25 protein-coding genes are annotated in these 20597 nt (G+C 64.9%); 11 read left to right on the forward strand and 14 right to left on the reverse strand.

Translation table 11 applies throughout. From position 1 onward, the window contains the following. Position 1 precedes the first annotated feature (1 nt). Entirely contained in the window at positions 2-997 is a 996-nt protein-coding gene (locus IAE56_RS01995) for a hypothetical protein (protein ID WP_200751267.1), read from the forward strand. A 592-nt stretch (positions 998-1589) separates the two neighbouring features. Here IAE56_RS01995 and IAE56_RS21045 read toward each other — a convergent pair. Then, positions 1590-1868, reverse strand: coding sequence for a hypothetical protein (locus IAE56_RS21045; protein WP_234455828.1), 279 nt, complete (start codon positions 1866-1868; stop codon positions 1590-1592). A gap of 247 nt (positions 1869-2115) precedes the next feature. Here IAE56_RS21045 and IAE56_RS21050 point away from each other — a divergent pair, with 247 nt between their 5' ends. The 4 genes from IAE56_RS21050 (at position 2116) to IAE56_RS02015 (ending at position 5857) form a co-directional block, all read left to right on the forward strand. After that, positions 2116-3141, forward strand: coding sequence for a hypothetical protein (locus IAE56_RS21050; RefSeq protein WP_234455829.1), 1026 nt, complete (start codon positions 2116-2118; stop codon positions 3139-3141). Further along, the gene (locus IAE56_RS02005) at positions 3131-3364 is read left to right on the forward strand and encodes a hypothetical protein (RefSeq protein ID WP_116862938.1); all 234 of its coding nucleotides are present in this window, start codon (positions 3131-3133) and stop codon (positions 3362-3364) included. The genes IAE56_RS21050 and IAE56_RS02005 overlap by 11 nt, the downstream gene beginning before the upstream one ends. Before the next feature lie 146 nt (positions 3365-3510). After that, a complete protein-coding gene (locus tag IAE56_RS02010) occupies positions 3511-4302 on the forward strand; it encodes a DNA adenine methylase (RefSeq protein ID WP_200751268.1) in 792 nt (263 codons plus the stop codon). Positions 4303-4561: 259 nt separating this feature from the next. Continuing rightward, positions 4562-5857, forward strand: coding sequence for a PAS domain-containing sensor histidine kinase (locus IAE56_RS02015; RefSeq protein ID WP_234455830.1), 1296 nt, complete (start codon positions 4562-4564; stop codon positions 5855-5857). Between the two features lie 31 nt (positions 5858-5888). On the opposite strand, the gene IAE56_RS02020 is transcribed toward IAE56_RS02015, so the two are convergent. Then, entirely contained in the window at positions 5889-6083 is a 195-nt protein-coding gene (locus IAE56_RS02020) for an SOS response-associated peptidase (protein WP_234455831.1), read from the reverse strand. Positions 6084-6157: 74 nt separating this feature from the next. Further along, complete coding sequence (locus tag IAE56_RS02025; protein WP_200751270.1) at positions 6158-7054, reverse strand: dihydrodipicolinate synthase family protein; 897 nt, start codon at positions 7052-7054, stop codon at positions 6158-6160. A 282-nt stretch (positions 7055-7336) separates the two neighbouring features. On the opposite strand from IAE56_RS02025, the gene IAE56_RS02030 reads away from it, so the two are divergent. Continuing rightward, entirely contained in the window at positions 7337-7855 is a 519-nt protein-coding gene (locus IAE56_RS02030) for a hypothetical protein (RefSeq protein ID WP_234455838.1), read from the forward strand. Positions 7856-8109: 254 nt separating this feature from the next. Here the strand turns inward: IAE56_RS02030 and IAE56_RS02035 are convergent, their stop codons facing one another. The 3 genes from IAE56_RS02035 to IAE56_RS02045 form a co-directional block, all read right to left on the reverse strand. Further along, entirely contained in the window at positions 8110-8274 is a 165-nt protein-coding gene (locus IAE56_RS02035; protein ID WP_200751271.1) for a hypothetical protein, read from the reverse strand. Positions 8275-8352: 78 nt separating this feature from the next. After that, positions 8353-8598, reverse strand: a complete 246-nt coding sequence (locus IAE56_RS02040) for a hypothetical protein (protein WP_200751272.1) — start codon at positions 8596-8598, stop codon at positions 8353-8355. Positions 8599-8716: 118 nt separating this feature from the next. Beyond that, positions 8717-8890, reverse strand: coding sequence for a hypothetical protein (locus tag IAE56_RS02045; RefSeq protein WP_200751273.1), 174 nt, complete (start codon positions 8888-8890; stop codon positions 8717-8719). 626 nt (positions 8891-9516) lie between these two features. Between IAE56_RS02045 and IAE56_RS02050 the strand changes: the two genes are divergently transcribed. Both IAE56_RS02050 and IAE56_RS02055 read left to right on the forward strand, forming a co-directional pair. Then, positions 9517-10353 (forward strand): hypothetical protein, encoded by an 837-nt coding sequence (locus IAE56_RS02050; protein WP_200751274.1) that lies wholly within the window; start codon positions 9517-9519, stop codon positions 10351-10353. Between the two features lie 167 nt (positions 10354-10520). After that, entirely contained in the window at positions 10521-11006 is a 486-nt protein-coding gene (locus IAE56_RS02055; RefSeq protein ID WP_200751275.1) for a surface-adhesin E family protein, read from the forward strand. Between the two features lie 138 nt (positions 11007-11144). Here the strand turns inward: IAE56_RS02055 and IAE56_RS02060 are convergent, their stop codons facing one another. Both IAE56_RS02060 and IAE56_RS21265 read right to left on the reverse strand, forming a co-directional pair. After that, the gene (locus tag IAE56_RS02060) at positions 11145-11474 is read right to left on the reverse strand and encodes a hypothetical protein (protein ID WP_200751276.1); all 330 of its coding nucleotides are present in this window, start codon (positions 11472-11474) and stop codon (positions 11145-11147) included. A gap of 77 nt (positions 11475-11551) precedes the next feature. Then, entirely contained in the window at positions 11552-12124 is a 573-nt protein-coding gene (locus IAE56_RS21265; RefSeq protein WP_325167156.1) for a hypothetical protein, read from the reverse strand. Between the two features lie 767 nt (positions 12125-12891). Here IAE56_RS21265 and IAE56_RS02070 point away from each other — a divergent pair. Beyond that, positions 12892-13743 carry an alpha/beta hydrolase-fold protein gene (locus IAE56_RS02070; RefSeq protein WP_200751277.1) on the forward strand — a complete coding sequence of 284 codons (852 nt, stop codon included), beginning with the start codon at positions 12892-12894 and terminating at the stop codon, positions 13741-13743. A 29-nt stretch (positions 13744-13772) separates the two neighbouring features. Continuing rightward, a complete protein-coding gene (locus IAE56_RS02075; protein WP_200751278.1) occupies positions 13773-14717 on the forward strand; it encodes an alpha/beta hydrolase-fold protein in 945 nt (314 codons plus the stop codon). A gap of 75 nt (positions 14718-14792) precedes the next feature. Here IAE56_RS02075 and IAE56_RS02080 read toward each other — a convergent pair whose 3' ends face one another. Together IAE56_RS02080 and IAE56_RS02085 are read right to left on the reverse strand one after the other, a co-directional pair. Then, the gene (locus tag IAE56_RS02080; protein WP_200751279.1) at positions 14793-15215 is read right to left on the reverse strand and encodes a response regulator; all 423 of its coding nucleotides are present in this window, start codon (positions 15213-15215) and stop codon (positions 14793-14795) included. A gap of 81 nt (positions 15216-15296) precedes the next feature. Beyond that, on the reverse strand, positions 15297-16067 hold the full coding sequence (locus IAE56_RS02085) for a CPBP family glutamic-type intramembrane protease (protein ID WP_200751280.1): 771 nt from the start codon (positions 16065-16067) through the stop codon (positions 15297-15299). Positions 16068-16214: 147 nt separating this feature from the next. Between IAE56_RS02085 and IAE56_RS02090 the strand changes: the two genes are divergently transcribed. After that, complete coding sequence (locus IAE56_RS02090) at positions 16215-16526, forward strand: zf-TFIIB domain-containing protein (RefSeq protein ID WP_200751281.1); 312 nt, start codon at positions 16215-16217, stop codon at positions 16524-16526. Positions 16527-16637: 111 nt separating this feature from the next. On the opposite strand, the gene IAE56_RS02095 is transcribed toward IAE56_RS02090, so the two are convergent. The 4 genes from IAE56_RS02095 to IAE56_RS02110 all read right to left on the reverse strand — a co-directional run bounded on the left by IAE56_RS02095 (position 16638) and on the right by IAE56_RS02110 (position 20436). Then, a complete protein-coding gene (locus IAE56_RS02095; protein ID WP_200751282.1) occupies positions 16638-17150 on the reverse strand; it encodes a GNAT family N-acetyltransferase in 513 nt (170 codons plus the stop codon). A 68-nt stretch (positions 17151-17218) separates the two neighbouring features. Continuing rightward, positions 17219-18184, reverse strand: a complete 966-nt coding sequence (locus IAE56_RS02100; protein WP_200751283.1) for a copper resistance protein B — start codon at positions 18182-18184, stop codon at positions 17219-17221. Next, positions 18181-19998 carry a copper resistance system multicopper oxidase gene (locus IAE56_RS02105; protein WP_200751284.1) on the reverse strand — a complete coding sequence of 606 codons (1818 nt, stop codon included), beginning with the start codon at positions 19996-19998 and terminating at the stop codon, positions 18181-18183. Before IAE56_RS02105 ends, IAE56_RS02100 begins: the two co-directional genes overlap by 4 nt. Positions 19999-20055: 57 nt before the next feature. Next, the gene (locus tag IAE56_RS02110) at positions 20056-20436 is read right to left on the reverse strand and encodes a CopL family metal-binding regulatory protein (protein WP_200751285.1); all 381 of its coding nucleotides are present in this window, start codon (positions 20434-20436) and stop codon (positions 20056-20058) included. Between the last annotated feature and the right edge of the window lie 161 nt (positions 20437-20597).

Genomic DNA, 20597 nt, shown 5'->3' on the forward strand with positions numbered 1-20597 from the left:
CATGGCAACGGTATACAAGAGCACCGACGCGGGTGCGCCTCAGCTGTCTGGCCAAGCAGGCAGCCTGGTGGCGCTGCTTGATGCTGTCCTTGTCGATGGCTACGGCACGGGCGTTGATCGCAAGGAAGGCGCAGGGTGGACCAAGGCGTTCACCGGTCCAAACAAGCGTGCCTACCGCAACAGCGCTGTTTCTGGAACAGGCTTCTACCTGCAGGTAGAAGACCCTGGCGCTGCAGGCACTGCGGGATATGCCTTCGTTCGCGGATTCTCGGCGCTGACTGCGTTCGACATTGGGCTTAACCCAACCCCTACTGTTGCATCTCGCGCGAATGGCGTCGTTGTAGCCAAGTCGTCTGCCTTGGACGGCAGTTCCCGCAGGTGGTTGATTTTGGCTGATGAGAGGATCGTCTACATCTTCATCAATCCGTGGGCGACCGGAAACTACTACCACCCGTACTTTTTCGGCGATTTCATCTCCTACAAGGCGGGGGATGCCAACAACTGGTGCATTGCGTCGAACGGGCTTACATCGTTCGCTTCAAACCTTGACCTTGATCAGACCATTTTTACAACCATCAATTCGTACGGAGGCGTGGATACCAGTCGGCCCGCGTTGTTCCTGCCATCCACTTTCTCCAGCCCCGCGCAAGCCGCGGCCGGCTATCTCGTAGGAGGCTACCGTGCCGGCAGTTACACGGCGTGGGGCGGTGCTAACAGCTACGCTGCCGCGTACCCTGATCCGATCGGACAGGGTCTGTTGTTCAACAATGTACAGATCTTCGAGTCCAGCTTGGGCCCTCGAGGTCAACTGCCTGGCATCATCGTCCCTCTGCACAATCGCCCCTTCCCAGCCTTGGTCAGTCAGCCCGCCGGCCAAGGAATGGGCAGCGCAACGACGTTGCTGCCGGTCAACTTCACCGGCGAGATTTGGTCGCAAGCGGGCGCCAATCAGGAAGGCCAGATCATCTTCCTCGAGGGGGGTGACTGGTGGCAGTAAATGGTCGGGTAATCACGCGCATTCGATGTTCTATTGGGAGCAGGTGGGCCGGCCGGGGATTTCTTGCCGGTAGCGCCCCCGTCTCCAGCGACCCGGACGCTCCTGACGGACGCCTGCGGATTTTGAATCAACCGTCCATTGGCAGGATCATGATTCTCGACCGACGCACGTTCGACGTGGTCGCGACCACGCGATCACGGGCGGATGGAACGTGGCGCGTCGACCGGCTCATGCTCGATATGAAGTTCCTGGTAGTGGGCGTCGATGATCGAGGGAACGTCAACGCGGCGGTGCAAGACTGGGTCGCACCAGCGCCGATGGAGTAGGACGTGCTCACGACGAATGGGAAGTTCGTAGGGCTGAGTTTGAGCCCGCTGAAAGCGCTCAGCGGCGAGTGGACTGGCCTCAATCTGGGTGTTGATGATGGTGGCGAAGTACCGCCGGAGCCGGTAGTCCGGGGGATTCGCGCGTCGACTTCAGTGCGCTGGGCGTTGGCTGCACGGATCCGACGATCAGTGCGCGTCGGGTGGGGCGAAGCGGGGCGGCTCACTCCGGCCGTCGACGTGGTTTGGCGTAAAGCTGAGCCGTGCCGTCAGGCCACGGTACTGGCGTGGGATCTGGCCCCGCGCCAGCGGGCGAATCGGCAGATGATCTGGCTCGAGACGATGAAGTCCGCTGCCGTCACGTGCAGCGTTGGCTGGAGCGCGCTGGGATTGGCCACGCAGCAGCTGTCCATGCCATGGCGCGAGGCCACCGGCTTGGCCTCTGTTGGTGCTTCTATCGCTTGGCGCTCCCTTGCTCGATCCGCCGCGGCCAGTAGCTTCGCCTGGCGCGGCAGCACGCCGATCCTTGCCGCTGCAGTGTCTGCCATGTGGCGGCACCCCGTGCTGGGTTACCGGTCGGCTCGCCTGCCTTGGGGTCCTGGCAGGGGAATTCCTTGGGGTGTTCGCCCTAAGCCCGGTACCGGTCCTGATCCTGAGCCCGAGACTCCCTTTCCGCGCGGCGACTACGTCGGTCTGAACCTTGGGTGCCCGGTGGTGGGCGTCTTGGGATTTATTTCCCTGAATCTTGGCGTCGCCGCATGTTACGTGGTGCGCCCCCAACGCAGGACTCATGTCGTGATCAACACGGTTTCCCTTGTGCGCCTCCCTGATCGCACGCCCATCGAAGTGACTCGGATCTCGCTTGGCGCCAGTCGCGGAGCCTGGGGTTGGACGTTCGACATCGAGCTGGCCGATCCGCAGCAGCTCGCGCTGCTGAAGCCCACCGCAGCCGGGCCCAGGCAGTTCGAGGTATCCCTCAACGGCTACGTCTGGACGGGCATCATCGAGAGCTTCCAGAAGCAGCGGGAGTTCAGCGGCGGCGGTGTCCGCCTGAGCGGCCGCTCACGGACCGCGCTGCTCGCAGCGCCCTATGCGCCAGCGCGAGTGAAGGCCACGACCGAAGAGCGCAGCATGGCGCAGCTGGTCGCCGAGGAGTTGGCCGATACGGGCTTCACCAGCGAATACGACACCGTCGACTGGAACGTGCCGGCCGGTGCCTGGTTTTATGACGCCAGCACGCCGCTGGATGCGATCAGCGCGCTCGCAGAGGCGAGCGGTGGCGTCGTACAGTCGGACCCCGCCGCGCTCGCCATGCGCGTGCGGGCGGCCTATCCGGCGAGTCCCTGGAATTGGCGCACCACGCCACCCGACCACGTGCTGCAGGAGGACATTGTGCTGACGGAGAGCCTGCAGATGCGCAGCGCACCGCTGTACGACGCCGTCGTGGTGACGGGCGAGCTGGCCGGCAAGGGCGTCACCTGCAAGGTGCGGAAGTCGGGCGAAGAGGGACGGCTGTACGCCCAGCAGGTCAGCAGCCCTTTGATCACCGTGCCGGCGGCCGGCGCGGAGCGTGGCAGGAACATCTTGTGCGATCGCGGTGAGCAGGCTGCCGTCGACTTGACGGTGCCGCTGTTCGCTCATCCGCTCAAGCCTGGGGAGGTAGGGCTGGTGCTGCCGCTGGATCTGGTCGAGGTGGTAGGTGCGGATGGCACCTGGCACGGGCAGTGCGAGTCGCTGCGGATCGAAGTCTCGGCCGATGACCAGGCCGTGGTGATTGAGCAGACAGCAACCCTGGAGAGGCACTACACCGATGCGGACTGACCTGTGGGACCAGTTCGGGGACCTGGTCGGCGGCAGCCCGAGGCTGATCGCCACCGTCACCGCGCACAACTCTGACGGCACCAGCAGCTTGACCACCTACGACGGCGTGCAGATGCGGGCCTTCGGGCAGCTCCCGCTGGCGCTGCCGTACAACGTGTGGGTGCGAGGCGGTCGGCTGGTCGAGGCCGCGCCCAACCTTCCGCTCTACGAACTAACCGTCTGACGAAACAGGGCACTGCCCGGGTGCCGGCAAGCACCCGGGCAGTGCCGCAACACAGGTGATCTCAGCACCTGGCATTGGCCGCGTCCCTGTCGCCCTCGAGAGCGGCTGGGATTGTCGGCCCCACCCATCGCAAAACCTGAGATCCCATGACCAAGCCCATCATTTCCTGGCCGGGCGGCAAGCGCCGCCTCCTGAAGCACCTGTATCCCCATTTCCCTGAGCACGACTGCTACGTGGAGGCATTCGCCGGCGGCGCCGCCTCCCTGCTCATGCGCCCGTACCCGGCGGCTATGGAAGTACTCAACGACATCAACGGCGAGCTTGTCGGCCTGTATCGCTGCGTCAGGCATCACCTGGACGAATTCGTGCGCATGTTCCGCTGGTCGCTGGTATCGCGGCAGATGTTCGAGTGGGCGCAGATGGAGCGGCCCGAGACCCTGACCGACATCCAGCGGGCGGCCCGGTTTTACTACCTGCAGAAGCTGGCCTTCGGCGGCAAGGTGCAGGGGCAGACGTTCGGCGTGGTGACCATGGGAGGTCCGCGGCTCAACCTTCTGCGGATCGAGGAAGAGCTCAGCGCGGTGCATCTGCGCCTGGCCAACACCATCATCGAGTGCCTGCCGTGGCAGGAGTGCGTGCGCCGCTATGACCGGCCCGGCACGCTGTTCTATCTGGACCCGCCGTATTGGGAGACTGAGGGCTACGGCGTCGACTTCCCCTTCAGTGAGTACGAGGCGATGGCAGAGCTGATGCGCAGTGCTGCTGGCCGGTTCGTCGTGTCGATCAACGACCACCCGCAGATCCGAGAGGTGTTTGCTGGGTTCGACCTGGTGCCGCTGCAGCTCGACTACACCATCGGCGGCGGGCAGGGCAGGGGGCGCAAATTCGGCGAGCTGATCATCAAGAGCTGGGATGATAGGCAGGCGGCCCTGCTGTAAGGCTCAGGCGACAGGTTCCAGAAGCCCCTCGACGTCGTCGCGAGGGGCGCTGACCCCTCGCCTCCCCCCCACAGTCGACCTCCATGGCCCGATTGTCGTTAGGAAGAAGCAGCAGCATTCAGCTTTTTGACACTGCGTTTCCATCGCTGCCGTAAAGTGAATGATTCAGATTGTTAAGGTTGCAGCAGTTCACGCGTTGCTCACGCTGTGCGGGCCTCTGCGATAATTTGATAGCCAACGTGTTCAGTTTCGAGGGTTGATGGATCGCTACCGCCAAATTGTTGAGTTGTCTGACGACTGCATCAAAGAGATTGATCTCGACGGCGTCGTGCGGGCTGTCAACGGTAAAGGCCTGGCTCTTCTGCATGCATCGGAACCTTCTGATGTTTTGAACCGAGCATGGGTTGAGCTTTGGCCCTCAGACTCTCAGGCACTTGTTCTGGACGCGATCAACAGAGCCAGAAGCGGTGAGGTGGCGACCTTTGAGGCGACTTGCCCTGTTTTCAGCGGGGAACTGCGAGATTGGTGGGTCCGAGTCAGTCCTTTGTTGGAGGACGGCATCGTCGTCGGGCTACTTGCAGTCAGCTCGGACATCACCGCCCGCAACCGTGCGGTCCACGCTGCTGAAGTGCTTCAGCAAGCCTTGGCCGCTCGTACTCGGGAGGCTCAAGCGTGGCATCAGAAGGCCGATGCGGCAGATCCGGGCGTCGTCAATGACCTGCAGTCGCGCTTAATGGCGACCAATTTGGCGTATCAGGAGCTTGAGGTGCTGCACCACGAAGCTGCCGAGGGTCGCCGATTTGCGATCGCCGCGCAGCGAGCCGCTGAATTGATTGCTGACCAAGCCCAGAAGGGGGAGGCGGTCGGGCAGCTCCTAGCGGGGGTCGTTCATGACCTCAACAATTTCCTGCAGTCAGCCGTCTCTGCCGTTGATCTTGTTCTGGATAGTGGCGAGCTCAGTGAGCGCAGTTCTCGGTATCTCAAGATTGCAGAGGCATCCCTGGAGCAGGGAACTGCTCTATCTCAGCGTCTGATTGGCTTCGCTCGTCGGCATCCCTACAAGCCAGAGCCTGTTGATCTTTCGGGGATGATCCAGAGCATGGCCCCGCTGTTGAAGCAGGCAGTAGGCAAAAAAGCACGCTTGGAAATCGCAGCATTGCCCGATTTGTGCTGTGCGATGGTGGATCGAAATACGCTAGAGCGTGCCCTTCTCAATCTGGTCATCAACGCCCGGGACGCTTCCCAGCCGGGCGATCAAATACGGATTGAATCGGGTAGCAGAGCGATCACTGCGGATGATTCGGTCACGGGCCTCGCAGAAGGGACTTACGTCACTTTAGTCGTGGAAGACACCGGTGAAGGAATGAGCGACGAGGTCCAGGCACGCTTGTTTGAGGTGTACTACACGACCAAGCCTGTTGGGGAGGGCTCGGGTCTGGGCTTGGCTCAGGTGCACAGCGCTGTGCGCCAAGCCGGTGGGCACGTGATAGTCAATTCTGTACTAGGGCAGGGGACGAGGTTCGAGCTTCTCTTTCCGCGAATCTCTGAGGGTTGACGCCAAAACGGCTGCTGTTTCTACCCATTCATCACGTGATCTTGACTGCGTTGCCCGGCATGAACGCGGTGACCTGCCGGCCTTCGCCACGGTCGAGGATGACCGCGGCGCGCTGGGTGGGTGCTAGGTTGAAGCTCGGCTCGATCTCGGCCAAGCCCAGGGCGAGATCCGCCAGCCCAGGCAGGCCGAAGTCGACAACGGGGAGCTGGACGAAGCGGCCGCACATGGGGGGAGAGTAGCCCCGCCGCCCGTCTTTGAAGCGTGTAGGGCGGCTTGGACTACCGGTAGCTGATCGAACAATCAGCTCAGCGCCAAATCCTGTAGGACTTGGGCCAGTTCATCGAGGTCCGCCCCTTTGAGCGTGCTCAACGGCAAGGGCAGACAATCTTGGCCGCAAAGGCCCAGTAGCCCTGCTGCGCTGGCGATTACCCTGATGCTAGCGCCGTGCTTGGCGAACAATGCCCACAGGGGGGCCAAGCGATCGGCCTCGGCTTTTGCTTGGTCAAACTGGCCGCTTTGGCTGAGACGGACGATCTTCAGCGCGGTGATCGGGAACAGGCCACCTATGACGGAGTACCACGCGTCACAGCCGGCGGCCAATCCCAATGCGGCTGAGTGGTCGCCGCTGATGCCGAGTGTGACATTGGACGGGATGCAGTTGCGCAGCTTCTTGATGCGATCCGACGAGGCGGAAAGTTCGCCGGATAACGGCGGGATCTTGATAGACGCGACGTTCGGGAGATTGGCAATTTCGCCGAGCAGCTCATCTGTGAACCTGAAATGCGTGGTGCCAGGGTTGTCGTACACGCAAAGCGGAAGCGCTACAGCGTCCGTAACAGCGCGATAAAGGCTCAAGACCTCTGTGTCGTTCAGTGGTTGATAGGACACGGGCGCCAGCAGCAACCCCGATGCGCCGGCTCGCTGCGCGTCTACCGCCAGCTCCACAGCGTCTTTGGTGCGGAGAGCACCCACGCCGACAATGACCGGAGTTGAGCCAGCCTCAGAGATGGAGACAGCGGCAATCGCCTTCCGTTCGGCCAGTGTCAGATAAGCGTAACTGCCCGTCGACCCGAGTACCCCTATGGAATCGACCTTGGCGTCGGCGAGTCTACGAACCAGTTGCTGCGTGGCTTTAAGATCGACTGCTTGGTCGCTGAACACTGTCAGCGGGAATGCACTGAGTCCTGAGAAATTCATGATGGAGCCTCAAGTAAAGCTTCATTCTATTTATTGTCATAGGACAATGTGAGTGGCGGCCCCGAGGCTCGTTCATCAGCGTTCAGGCTCTGATCGTAGGCGGCCGAGCTGGCGGGACGGACGACTGGTCGCAGCTTTCCAGAGCGGCCCTGCCTTGAGCGCTCACCCAAACGGAACATCCGCTCCTTTGTCATACCCCACGTGACGATAGCTTGATTCAACGACACCGAACGATTCACGAAGGTAGTCGGCAGGTTCGCAGGATCTGCGACGCCCGTGGGTATGCTCCTTGTCATGCTTCCCTCGCTCGGCTACCAAGGCTTCCGTACTGCCCCCATCCCGTCCGGCTGGGTGAAGATGGGCGAGCGCTGGGCGCTGTGGTGGAACGGGCGAGAGGTGGCCAGCGTCACGCCGAACCGTGAGGGTGGCTACCGGCTCCATATGAACGCCTTGAAGATGTGGCAGACCAAGAACGCCCCGGTGGCCAGCGTCCGACAGGGCAAGCGCTTCGCCGAGCGTTGGTGCGCCGCCAGGCTGTTTCCAGACCTGCCGCTGCGGGAGGCGGTGGTCAGCCTGACCGACGACACACCTATTCAAGCGTCGCAGCCGCTGCCCGGCTTGCCACCCACGCGTGAACAGCAGCTGCAGGCCCAGCGCTTGGATGAGGCGGCTGCAGCAGCGTCCGCCCGGGTCATGGCGGCGCTGGAGCCGGTCCGGCCGCCGGCTGAAACCAAGCCTAGGGCGGCGGATACGAGGAAGGGTAGGCTGAGTGCGAGCGGGCGGCAGTACCCTCGCGTCTGACTGATTTGCATCCAGAAAACTCCGCATAGCCTCCTTGCCCCGCAAGGGCAACGGCGGTCTGGTTCCAGAAATTAACTCGATGTAAGTGGTTGGTTCTTCGTTAGAGTTAGGCAGACTTTTAATCTTTTGGTCGATGGTTCGAATCCATCACGGCCCACCAATGCATTCAACGACTTAGGTCGTCAAAAAAGGCACCGCTGAGCGGTGCCTTTTTCGTTTGGTGCCTGGATGGTGCCTACATTCCGGGTGCTTGATCAGGCCGGTGCCTGCGGGCGCCATTCGTTGCGCACCCACTGCTGTATTTCGGACTTCAACCAGCGAACGCTGCGGCCGGCGCGTTTGGCAGGCTTGCGCAGGGCGATCAGCGCGTCGTCGGTCGTGGTGGTGGTGGCGTTGTCGCTGTCGACGGTGCTGGTCATGTGTACCTCTGCTTTGCTGATTGCCACTGCGGCCAGGCCGTAGTGTGGTTGGCTGCTGTCTCTGGAAACGAGAAAGCTCTAACTGCTGCCGGTAGATGTGAGCAGCGGCACGCCGAGCGCCCTCCGCGCGGCCTCAACTCGGTTGGCGATCTGCATCAGGTCCATCGCCGGATCATTGAACAGCGCCTGGCCAATCTGGGCCGTCAACCTCTGGCTCGCAGTTGCTGCCAGCGTCACGGGCGCATCGATCGTGGCGTATGCGTACGCACGCCATGCATCGCGTGCGGTCTGCAGATGCGCCTCACCCGCGAAGGTGAAGGTCATCGACAACCCACCCGCGGGGGTACTGGTCCGTGCGGTTTCAAGCGCTGCCGCAACCGCGATCGCGCTCGCTGCAGGTGGGCCAGCGGGGGCGGCCTCCTCGGACTGATCTGCTCAATTTTCAACGCGGTGCCTCCTTCGTGTGCGCTTCGATGGTCCTGCGCATCTGGGCGATCTGTCGGTTCCAGTAGTCTCGTTCCTGCTTACTTTCCCGGCGGATGGCGCGCTCAAGGCGGTCCAGGACAGGTACCACCCAGAGCGGGTTGTAGGGCTGACGCTCCAGCGGGATGCGCACCGGCTCCTTCGGGGGGATCGCAGATCGGTTCCGCCCAGTCATGCGGCGCGTTGCACCTGGTGCAGTGGGTGCGGTCAGCCGACCAGATGTGATCCAGCGAGCCCTTGCGGCGTTCTTCCGGCAGCGGATGGACATAGAGCGCGCGCAGCCTGTGCCTCAGCTTCCGCGCGCGGTGCCAGCCACGCTCGTCGACCTCGATCCAGTATGGGGAGCCAGACGCGCACGCCTCCAGGCGCACTGGCCGCTGCTCCGCATACAGCTGATCCCGGATTGCCTGGAACCACTCACCAACCTGCTCGGCCGGTACCGTGCCGCCGGCGCGCGCTGTATCTCGCATGGCGCGCAATGTGTCGCCGACCACCGGCTCCCCTGCCTTCATGCTCGTGTTGCTGGTGCTCAAACATCCCCCTGCAGCAGCATCGATGGGTCGATCTGCCGCCTAGGAAAACTCCGACACGGGTGAGAACGTCCCGGGCTATATTCGCCGGAGGCACGGTCGAACGCCCACGCCCTTCATGAACGGGGCCTCGCTTCGAACGAAGGACCGCCGACGCGGTCCGGCCGCCGGTTCAGTACAGCGACCCCAGTCCACGGTACGGACGAACACCTCGCAAGGAGAAAGTGACATGCAACGAACTTTGGTTTTCCTGGCGCTGTTGAGCGGCGCGGCCGTCTCGCTCCCGGCCGCCGTCTCGGCCGCGCCGGCTAACGAACTTGCGCAAGCGCAGTCGCACCAGCAAAAACGCATACAAGCCCTGTCCCGGCGCGATCGCCAAGGCGCGTACGAGGCCTTGGTCGCGACGGGCGACGCGCGACCGCCGGCGCCATTGCGCGACGCCACCGGCCACGTCATCGACTTGAGCGTCGAGCAGCGGCAGGCCGCGACGCGCGAGGCCGCGATCGATCTGGCGGCGCTGGGCTTCACGGCCGCTGATGTATCGGCCTATCGCAAACGCGATGTGGATCTGTTCGAGCTCGTGCGCAGATTTTTCTCGGGCACGGCCTCGCCCGGCGAGCAAATGGCGATGGCCGACACGGTCGTGATCGCCACCGCCGGGCCGGCCGTGCAAGGGCGAACCCGTTTGGACGGTTTCCTGTCGGCGATTCCGCTGACCGTCGTCGACTCGTTGAAGGGTTCGCGCGCGCCGGGAGACACGGTGTACCTCGCGCGCAAATCCGGGCTCATGCCGGACGGCCTGCTGATGGAGGTGTCGTCCGAAGTCGCTCTCGTTCCCGGCAAGCGTTACCTGCTCGCGCTGTCGAAGAATCTCTACGAGCAGTGGACGGCCGAGGCGCGCAAGCAACCGGAGGCGGCGTTCAGCGCGCTGCCGTTTCTGATCTATGAAGTGTCCGACGGCGGCGCCCTGCTCGCCGGCCCGCAACCGGCGCGTTCGGGCGCGAACCCGAAGGACATCAAGACGGCCGAGCGGCAGCTCCGCACGTTCTCCCTGGACCAGCACTGAGGCAGAGCGTAGCCCAGATGCAATGCGGGCGCTGTCCTGCCTTTGCGCAGCGTGATCAAGCCTCGCTGCGAAGTTGAAGGGCAACCTATTCAGGCAAGAGTGGAAATCGAGGCTCGGTCGAACGGCATACTTGCCCCCCCCATGTCGTAGCAAGGAGCAGTAATTACATGATGTTTGTTGAATTGAAGCGCGTTGGCGCCATCCTTCTTGCCACCGTGGCTCTGGGAAGTACTTCGGTCCAGGCAGCCGAAAAAGCAGGCGCAACCCAGGGGAATGCAGGTACGCCGGCATCAGAACGAGCAGACGGCGTCAAATCACCAGAGCGCTGGTACTACCTGGGCAACAGTGCGTCATCCAAGACCTATATCGACAGGCAGCAGAAGCTGCGCCGTGAGGGTGACACGGTCACGCTGTCGATCCGCCAGGTGCTTGATACCGTACCCGACGATCTCAAGGTTCACCCGAGGACCCGATACATGGATATCCGATCGCGCTATGACTGCAAGAAGCACACCGTGGCCCATCTCTCGAGTCTGGAACTCAGCGCAGACAACGAGTATCTCGGGGGCGAACCCAGGCCGCTCGATCCTGTGCCGGTGCATCCGGGCACACTGAATGCCGCGGTGATGGACGTCGCCTGCTCGGCGGGCTGAGCCCGCGCCAGGCTTCAGCGTTGCGCGACAATCCGCTGCGCAACGCCGATCACTATCAGATCAACGCGCGCCATGAAGTCCGCACGATCATCATGGCGCGGACCAATCTGGCCTGCTTGATCACCGATGTAGCGTGGCCTACTTCGCGTCGGCACCCTTGGCCCGCGCCGCCTCATGATCTGCTGCTGCCTGCGCGGCAATCGCCGCTGCATTCGCGGCAGCATTGGCAGAACGCTCTGCTGCAGCACGCTCCGCATCGATCTGCGCCCGCCGCTGGTTGCCGAACTGGCGCTCCATTTCCATCGCAGCAACGAAGCTGTCGGGGTGCTTTGCGGCGCAGGCCTGCTGCACCAGCTGCACGGTGCGATCCGTCAGGCCGGGCTGGATGTTGCCCAGCAGGCAATCGGCATACGGCGCGGATGCGGCTGGGCCTGCGGCCAGCGCAGCGATGATCAGTGCATTCAACATGCGAACCTCCTTGTAAGTACCACGCGACTTTACATCGGTCCGGCCCAGGGATGGGCCGGTACTCGATGACGATGCAGTTACTCCGGCCGCACTTCCCGGCATACCAGTTCGGCCAGCCCACGGCACGCCATGAACAGGCCATCGACCACGCCTTCGTCCAGATGCCGATCGGGTGTGGCCATCAGCCGGCAGCGTTCGGCGGCGTGCAGCATTTCCGCCACGGTGAGCATGCCAACGGCTGCGCGTTCTACGCGGGCCATGGCCTGTTCGCGGCCCGGCGGCAGGGTGGTTTCCGGCCAGAGCAGGCCATCCGCGCCGTCGCCATCGCGGATGCGTTTGAGGCATCCCCAGAACGTGCTCAGGTCGGGCGTGGGATTGTCGCCATCATCGTTGCCGCTGTTGCTGGTGGGGTAGGGAGCATGGGGTGGACGTCGGTTCATCTCGATTTCCTCGGATCCAGGGCGGTAACGCCACCGCGCGGATGCGGGTGGCGGACGGTGCATGGCTGCAAGTCCGGATGACATCACGCTATTAACCGGCGGGTCCGAAAACCCCCACGCACCGCCCGCCATAAAGGCCGACGGATCACCCGCCGGCACCATTCGAGAACGGTGCCGACGGGCGAGCGTAAACAACAGCGTGAATGTCACTACGGGCTTGCAGGCCCGGTGCCACCCGTTGTCGGTGGCGCGGCATGTTGGTTACGCCCGCGCCTGGAATTCAATCGGACTTTTCCGAAAGACCTGCGAGGTCCACGCGCACAGGGAGAGTGTCGCAGGCGTGTCTGACGCTGCAAACGACAGCATGCGACGCATCTGCTGCACTGCTTGGTGGATCACGTTGGTAAATGTCGTGAATAGCACTGCGTGAGCCATCTGTTGTGAGGCGGCGCTTGTAAAGCTGGCTTCACTATTTCTTTGGATGGCGGCTGGGCGGGCGAGCCTGCGGCCTGATTTTTTGTGCGTATGCGACAGGGTCGAGGAGGGTTGTGCATGGGCCTCCCACTCGCGCAAAGAGCAGCCGAGCGTGGGCTCGGCTCTACAGAAGTCATCGCGTCGTCAGACCGTCCACGCATGGTATGGGTCAACAGACGTCATTGCGCGGTCAGGGCGTCCACGCATGGCGTGGATCGACGGAAGTCGTCGAGCGGTCAGGTCATCCACGCACGGCGTGGATCTACTTTTTGCGGGCAATCGCGACGATCGCGGCCACGATGCCGATGGGAATGAGGATGACCGCCAGAACGATGATCCAATGCCAGATGCTGAATGCGCCCATGTACCAACTCCTTGTAGGGGGGCCATGCAGGGTAGCACCCGTGCGCGCGGTCATTCCCCGATGCAGTTCAAGCATCACGCAGCGCCAACGCACGCGACATGGCGCTATGCTCGGCTTCTTTCCCAGGATGGGTCGCTCCATGCGCTTGATCGTGCTGTCGCTGTTGTTGTCCGCCGTCTCCGCCACACCGCTGATGGCTGCCGAACCGGCGCCGAACACGCAGGCTGCACCCGCCAGCCCGCTGGTGATCGGCGAGACCTTCACCATCGAATCAAAAGCGCTGGGCGAAACCCGCCGCATCAACGTGTACCGCCCGCAACCCTGGGGCCTGGACCCGAAGATGCCGCTGCCGGTGCTGTACATGCCCGACGGTGGCATCGGCGAGGACTTCCTGCACGTGGCCGGTCTGGTGCAGGTGCTGAGCGGCAACGACAGCATGCGTCCGTTCCTGCTGGTTGGCATCGAGAACACCGAGCGCCGCCGCGACATGACCGGCCCCAGCGGCGACCCGGAGGATCAGAAGATCGCACCGCGCATCGGTGGTTCGGCCGCCTATCGCGCCTTCCTGCGTGACGAACTGATGCCGCAGGTGCGACAGCGCTACCCGACCACCGACGAGCGCGCGTTGATCGGCGAATCGCTGGCGGGCCTGTTCGTGGTCGAAACCCTGCTGCAGGAACCGACGCTGTTCAACAGCTATATCGCGCTGGACCCGAGCCTGTGGTGGAACAAGGGCGCGCTGCTGGCCTCGGCACCGAAGCTGCTGCCGGCAGTGGCCAAGGCCAGGCCGCGCGTGTTCCTGGCCAGCAGCGGACAGCCGGAGTTGGCGCAGACCACGCAGCAACTGAGCGAGCTGCTGCAAGGCGCGTCGCCGTCGCTGCAGGTTGACTACCAGCCGTTCCCGCAGGAAACCCACGGCACGGTCTACCACCCGGCGGCGCTGCAGGCGCTGCGCACGCTGTTCCCGGCCCACCCGCCGGCCCAGCCTTGATAGCGCCGACGACCACAGGAGAATCGCGGATGAAGCACGGACGTGGATGGAGTGCGGTGATGTGCCTGGCACTGGCCGGGTGCGCGATGTCGGTGGCACCACCGGCGGCGCAGGACACGCCGAAGCAGGGCACGGCAACAGCCACCGCCACGCCGGGCGTGGTGCTGCCCGATACCGAAGCGCTGCGCGTTCACGACCCGGTCGGCCGCGATTACCCGATCTGGGTTGCCTTGCCGGCCGACTATGCGGCCCATCCAGAGAAGCGCTATCTGGTGCTGTACGTGACCGACGCGCTGTACAGCTTTCCGCTGGTGCGCAGCGTGCGTAACCTGGTGGGCCAGCAGGGCGTCAACATCGAGAACTTCATCCTGGTCGGCCTGCCGCCGCAGGAAGGGCTGACCTCCAAGCAGAGCCGTTCGCGCGATTACACGCCCAGCAATCCCGTGCGGAAGCCTGATGGCTACTACAGTGATGACGTCACCTACGGCGGGGCCGCGCATTACCGCGACTTCCTGGCCGCAGAGGTGCTGCCGATGATCGATGCGCGTTACCGCACCGATCCGGCACGACGAGCGTTCGCAGGCCATTCCTATGGCGCACTGTTTGGCGCCTACGTGCTGACCACCCAGCCGGACCTGTTCAGTACCTACATCCTGTCCAGCCCTTCGCTGTGGTTCGACCAGCTGTTGCTGCCGCGCATGCAGGACAGTGCCGTCATTCCGGCACAGCCGACCCGCGTGCTGTTGTCGGTGGGCAGCTACGAAACCGTCAAGCCGGGGCCGCGCTATTCAACCGGCAACGACATGCTGCGGCAGTCCGCGGACTTCACTGCGCAGCTGCAGCGCAGTGGCCGCAAGCTGCAGGTGGATAACGTGGTGATCGAGGGTGAGGACCATCTGACGGTCTACCCGCGGGTGATCACCCGCGCGTTGCTGGAGGTGATGCCGGGTGAGGGGCCGTACACCGGTGGTTGATTGCAGGTTTCATCCACGCATGGCGTGGATCTACTGGGCAATGAGGTAGATCCACGCCACGCGTGGATGACTGTTTCAGGCCGCCTGCGCGTCCGGGCCGGTCAGCACGCCGGCATCGGCGTGGCGGAAGCACAGCCGGATGGCATCCAGCAGCTCGCTCATGTTGTACGGCTTGGGCAGGAAGTGGATGCCATCACGCAGCTGAGGCAGCACCGCGTGCTGGTCCATGCCTGAGGTGACCAGGATCGGCAGCTGCGGGTACAGGCCGCGCACGTGGTTGGCGGCATCGATGCCGCTGACCCGGCCCAGGTTGACGTCGGTGAACAGCAGGTCGAAGCGCTCACCGGCGGCGAGCAGGCCCAGCGCGGCTTCGGCCGAGCTCACGCCCACCACGTGGCAGGCCTGGCTCTCCAGCGCCATGCGGCTCAGCTCGCGGGTTTCCTCGGCGTCCTCGATCAGCAGGACGCGGGGCTCAACGTGGCGCTTGGACAGCAACATGACGCGACAACTCCGGACAACAAAGGTGAAAAGGCGCGCAAGTATGCTCGACCGTGGGGTGATACCCGCGTGCAGGGTGGGCTAAGGCGGCGTTACAGCACGCTTTCGGCGCACATGCAGGCCTAATACGACAACGGCGAGCAGCGCTGTGCCGATGCGGAGGGTGGTGGCCTGCCAGCCCAGGGCGACTGCATCGTCGAGGCTGAACACGTTCCAGGCCAGGTTCATCGACACATGCAGGGCCAGGCCGCCCCACAGGGTGTCGCCGTCCAGATGGTCGAGCCAGGCGAAGATGAACCCGCCCAGGGCGATGACCGCGCCGACGAACAGGGCCACGCCGCCGCCCTCGAAGCCGCCGAAGCCCAGCCAGTGCACCATGCCGAACAGCAGCGCCTGCGGCAGCGCCAGCAGGGGCCACGGGCCGCGCACGATCTTCACCAGCAGCACGAAGCCGAGGCCACGGAACAGCACTTCCTCGGCCAAGGGGAACAGGACGGCCAGCATGCTGGCGTCCAGCGTGGTCAGTGCGGTGTTGGGCGACCCCAGCATGGCCAGGCCCAGCCAGCACGGCAGGCTGGCCAGCAGCACCCAGGCCGGTCCGCTGGCGCCGTTCCAGCGCAGGCCGAGGCTGGCGGCCAGACCCACGCCGCGGGGGCGCAGCAAGGCGGCAAGCAGCACTGCCACCAGTACGGCCAAGGCGTTATCGAGCAGGCTGCCGCCGTAGGGCATGGGCAACGCCGGGATGGGCAGGCCGACGGCGGCGCTGAGGTCACGCAGGTTCAGGCCGAGGCCGACGCCGAGCAGCACCAGCAGCAGGCGCACGGCGGTGGGCAGGCGGGACGTCCGGAGCATGCGCGCAGTCCGTGCGGGATGAAGCCGCAGTGTGTGCGGCCGGCCGTGTGCGGGCACGCGCCGTTAGTCCCTGTGCCATCGGTCATGTTGCCGGACAGTCATCGACGTACAGGTACAGTCGAAGGCTGACCAACAGGAGCGACGCCGATGCAGTGCCCCGTGTGTACCACCCAGACCCTGCAGATGGCCGAGCGCCATGGCATCGAGATCGACTACTGCCCGGGCTGCCGCGGCGTGTGGCTGGACCGCGGTGAACTGGACAAGATCATCGAGCGCGCGGGGGCTGCCGTGCCGCCGCCGGCACCGGTGCAGGCCGCACCGCAGGTGGCGCCGCCGCCGGTGATGCATCGCGATACCCGTCATCTTGGCCAGCGCCAGGATGAACACCGTGGGCAGTACGGGCAGGGTTACAAGAAAAAGAAGAAGGAAAGCTTCCTGTCGGAGCTGTTCGACTTCTAACGCTGTTTGTAGAGTCGAGCCATGCTCGACTGGCTGTTGCCGGCAGCAGTCGAGCATGGCTCGACTCTACAGAACGGCAAGAGCCAGTCGAGCAAGCTCGACTCTACGGGGCTACGGTCGGCGCAGGATGAACTCGCGGTCGCGCGTGCTGCCGACGATGAAATCGTACTCGCCGGCCTTTTCGCAGCCATAACGCGCGTAGAAGCGCTGTGCCGCGAAGTTCTCCTCCCACACGCCCACCCACAGGGTGCGGCGCTGTGGCTGGTCCAGCCAGGCGATGAACGCGTCCATCAGTCGTGCGCCATGCCCGCCGTTCTGGTGCGCGGCCAGGATGTACAGCCGCTTCAGTTCGATGTCGCCTTCGCGTGCCTCGGCATGCGGCAGGGTGTTGGCACCGGCGGCCAGATAGCCCACCACTTCCGCGCCATCCAGCAGCAGCCAGACCGCGCTGCGCTCGTCGGACAGTTCCTCGCGCTGCGGCACGATGCCGTAGTGCTCCTGCAGGAACACGTCCAGCTCCTGCGGCGGATACGAGTCGCCCCAGGTTTCGGTGTAGGTGGCGATGGCGATGGCCGAAAGCGCTTCGGCGTCGGCCAGGGTGGCGCGGCGGATCTGCAGGGGCATGGCAATGTGCGGAATGGAACGCGGCGCAGTGTAGCGGGCCCCGGCGATTGCCGGGGCCCTGTCGTGCTTCAGAACCACATGCGGACACCGGCCACCCAGCGCGTATCGCGCGCGTGGTCACCGGCAGCGTCGGCGGCATCGCCGAAACTGCGCTCGTGGCTGATGCCGATGTACGGCGCGAAGCGGCGGCTGAACTCGTAGCGCAGGCGCAGGCCGGTCTCGACCTTGTTCAGGCCGCGGCCGATGCCGTATTCCGGTTCGTCCTTGGCCGCCAGCGTGGCTTCCACCACCGGCTGCAGGATCAGCCGATTGGTCAGCAGCACCTCGTATTCCACTTCGGCCTTGGCCAGCACCTGCCCGCCGGCCCCGAAATAGAGCGTGGCCGAGCTTTCGAACTTGTACGGTGCCAGGCCCTGGATGCCGAGGGCGGCCCAGGTGCGCGAATCGGCGGGGCGGAAATCCTGGCGCACACCGACCAGCACGTCCCACCACGGCGACACGCTGCGGCCGTACAGCGCTTCCAGCGAGGAGGACTCGGTGCGGCTGCCACTGCGCTCGCCATCGCTGCGCAGCCACAGGCGGTTGATGTTGCCGCCGATCCAGCCGGTGGCTTCCCAGGCCTGGCCATTTCCGTTCCGGCCATCCCAGTGTTCCAGGCGATCGATCAGCAGCAGGCTGTTGATCTCCGGCGCGTGCTGCATGGCGCCGTGGTCGATGGGCGGGAAGGCGGCGGCGCGGTCGGCGTCGGTGGGCACCGGGATGGGTTCGCGCGGTTCACTCGGCGCGGGCAGGGGCATCTCGTGGCCCATTGCCGAATGGTCCATCGTGGAATGATCCATCTGCGAGTGATCCATCGCGCCGTGGTTCATGCTCGAATGATCCATCTTCGAGTGGTCCATCTTCGAATGGTCGACCGGCGCCTTTGCGGGCGCGGCCATGTCATGGCCGGCATGCGCGTCATGCGACTGCGCGAACGCGGGCAGGGCAGTGGCCAGGCCCAGGGCCAGCAGGCTGCGGGAGAGGTGACGGCTCATTCTTCGATCCTCACTTCGCGCATCATCCCCGCTTCCATGTGGTACAGCAGATGGCAGTGGTAGGCCCAGCGGCCGAGCGCATCGGCGCGCACGCGGTAGCTGCGGCGGGTGCCCGGCGGCATGTCCACGGTGTGCTTGCGCACCTGGAATTCGCCCTGTGCGTTTTCCACGTCGCTCCACACGCCGTGCAGGTGGATCGGGTGCTGCATCATGGTGTCGTTGACCAGCACGATGCGCATGCGCTCGCCGTAGTTCAGCCGCAGCGGTTCGGCGCTGGCGAAGGGGATGCCGTCGAACGACCAGGCGAACTTCTCCATGTGCCCGGTCAGGTGCAGCTCGATCTCGCGGCTGGGTTCGCGGCCATCGGGATCTTCGAACAGGCTGTGCATGGCGCCGTAGGTCAGCACCTGTCGCCCGTTGTCGCGCAGGCCGATGCCGGGGTCATCCAGCTTCGGTTCGCTGGCCGAGCTCTGCATGTCCACCAGCGGGTTGTTGCGTTCGCTGGCGGGGTGCTTGGGTGCCTTGCTGGCGGATGCATCGCCGTGAGCGCCATGGCCCATGCTGGCACCGCAGCCGCCTTCCATGCTCTTCATCGCGGCCATGTCGTGGCCAGCGTGGCCGCCCATATCGTGGCCGCCCATGTCATGGCCCATGTCGCTCATCGTCAGCAGCGGGCGCGGATCGCGCTGCGGTACCGGTGCCTGCAGGCCATGGCGCACGGCCAGGGTGCCGGCGGCGAAGCCGGTGCGTCCCATGTCCTGGCAGAAAATGGTGAAGGCATCCTGGCCGGTCGGTTCCACCAGCACGTCATAGGTCTCGGCCGGGGCGATGCGGAACTCATCGATGCTGACCGGATGGATGTACTGGCCGTCGGCGGCGACCACGGTCATCTTCAGGCCGGGAATGCGCACGTCGAAGTAGGTCATCGAGGCGCCGTTGATGAAGCGCAGCAGCACCTTCTCGCCGCTGCGGAACAAGCCGGTCCAGTTGCCGGCCGGGGCCGTGCCGTTCATCAGGTAGGTGTAGGTGTGGGCGTTGACGTCGGAGATATCGGTGGGCGTCATCCGCATCCGGCCCCACATGCCACGGTCGGCCACGGCGGCCGACCAGCCATCGCGGCGCACGTCGCGCACGAAGTCGGGCAGGGTGCGCTTGTAGTAGTTGTCGTGCTCGGCGAGCTTCTTCATGCGCCGGAACAGCGCGCCCGGGTCCATGTCCGTCCAGTCCGAGAGCAGGATCACGTGCTCGCGGTCGTGGTGGTACGGCGCCGGTTCGGCCGGGTCGATGATGAGCGCGCCGTACAGGCCGGCCTGCTCCTGGAACATCGAATGGCTGTGGTACCAGTAGGTGCCCGACTGCTTCAGCTGGAAGTGGTAGTGGTAGGTCTCGCCGGGGCCGATGCCGTTGAAGCTGAGCCCGGGCACGCCGTCCATGTTGGCCGGCAGCAGGATGCCGTGCCAGTGGATGGAGGTGGGGTGGCGCTCGAGCGTGTTGCGCACGAACAGGTCCACGGTCTGGCCTTCGCGCCAGCGCAGGATGGGCGCGGGAAGCGAGCCGTTGACGGTGATCGCCGGGCGGGTGCGGCCGGTGAAGTTGGCCAGCGACTCGCCGATGGCCAGTTCGACGCGGGTATCGGTGAGCACGGCCGGTGCGCCGGCCAGGCGCGGGGTAGCGCTGGCTGCGGCAAGCGCGCGCTGCGGCACACCGATGGCGGTGGCGCCGGCGACGACGCCGCCAGCGGCCAGGCCCTGTACGAACAGGCGACGCGACGGCATGGGCAGGCCGCCCGGGCCGGGGGGAATGCGGGTATTCATGGGTGACTCCAGACACGGGAAGGCGCCGGCAGGTGGCCGGCAGCGGTACGCGTGGAATCAGCCGATGGGAGGGCGTGAGATGGGCGGCAGAGGCGGTGCCGGGCGGCCAGCACCGGGCATCGGCTGCGGGGCCAGCGACAGCGCCGGGCCGGCCAGGAACGGCTGCGGCTGCACGGCCAGCAGCGGGTGCTGGGCGCAGCTGCGCACGCAGTCCTTGATCTGGCAGTGGGCGTCGTGGGCCGGGGCTTGAGCCTGCGGGGCGGGCTCGGCCTTCATGCCGGCGTGGTGGTGGCAATCGCCCTCGGCCGCCTCGGCGGTGGCCATGGCGTGCGCCATCCGGCCCATCTGCTCGTGCCCGCTGGCCATGGCCGCGTTCAACCCGTTGAGCAACAGGCTGAGCATGAGCACGACGCGGAGCAGGGTCGAGGCGAGGGACATGGGCGTCAATTTAGCGGCAAGCGGCGCGGGATGCACTTCCGCCTGAATGGATGGTTCAAGGTTGGAGCGGTACGAGGGACGATTTCGTAGAGTCGGGGGGGGGGGGGGGGGGGGGGGGGGGGGGGGCGGGCCGGCGGGGGGGGGGGGGGGGGGCGGCGGGG

Origin of the sequence: Stenotrophomonas sp. S41 (genome assembly GCF_016624625.1) — a bacterium.
Taxonomy (GTDB): domain Bacteria; phylum Pseudomonadota; class Gammaproteobacteria; order Xanthomonadales; family Xanthomonadaceae; genus Stenotrophomonas.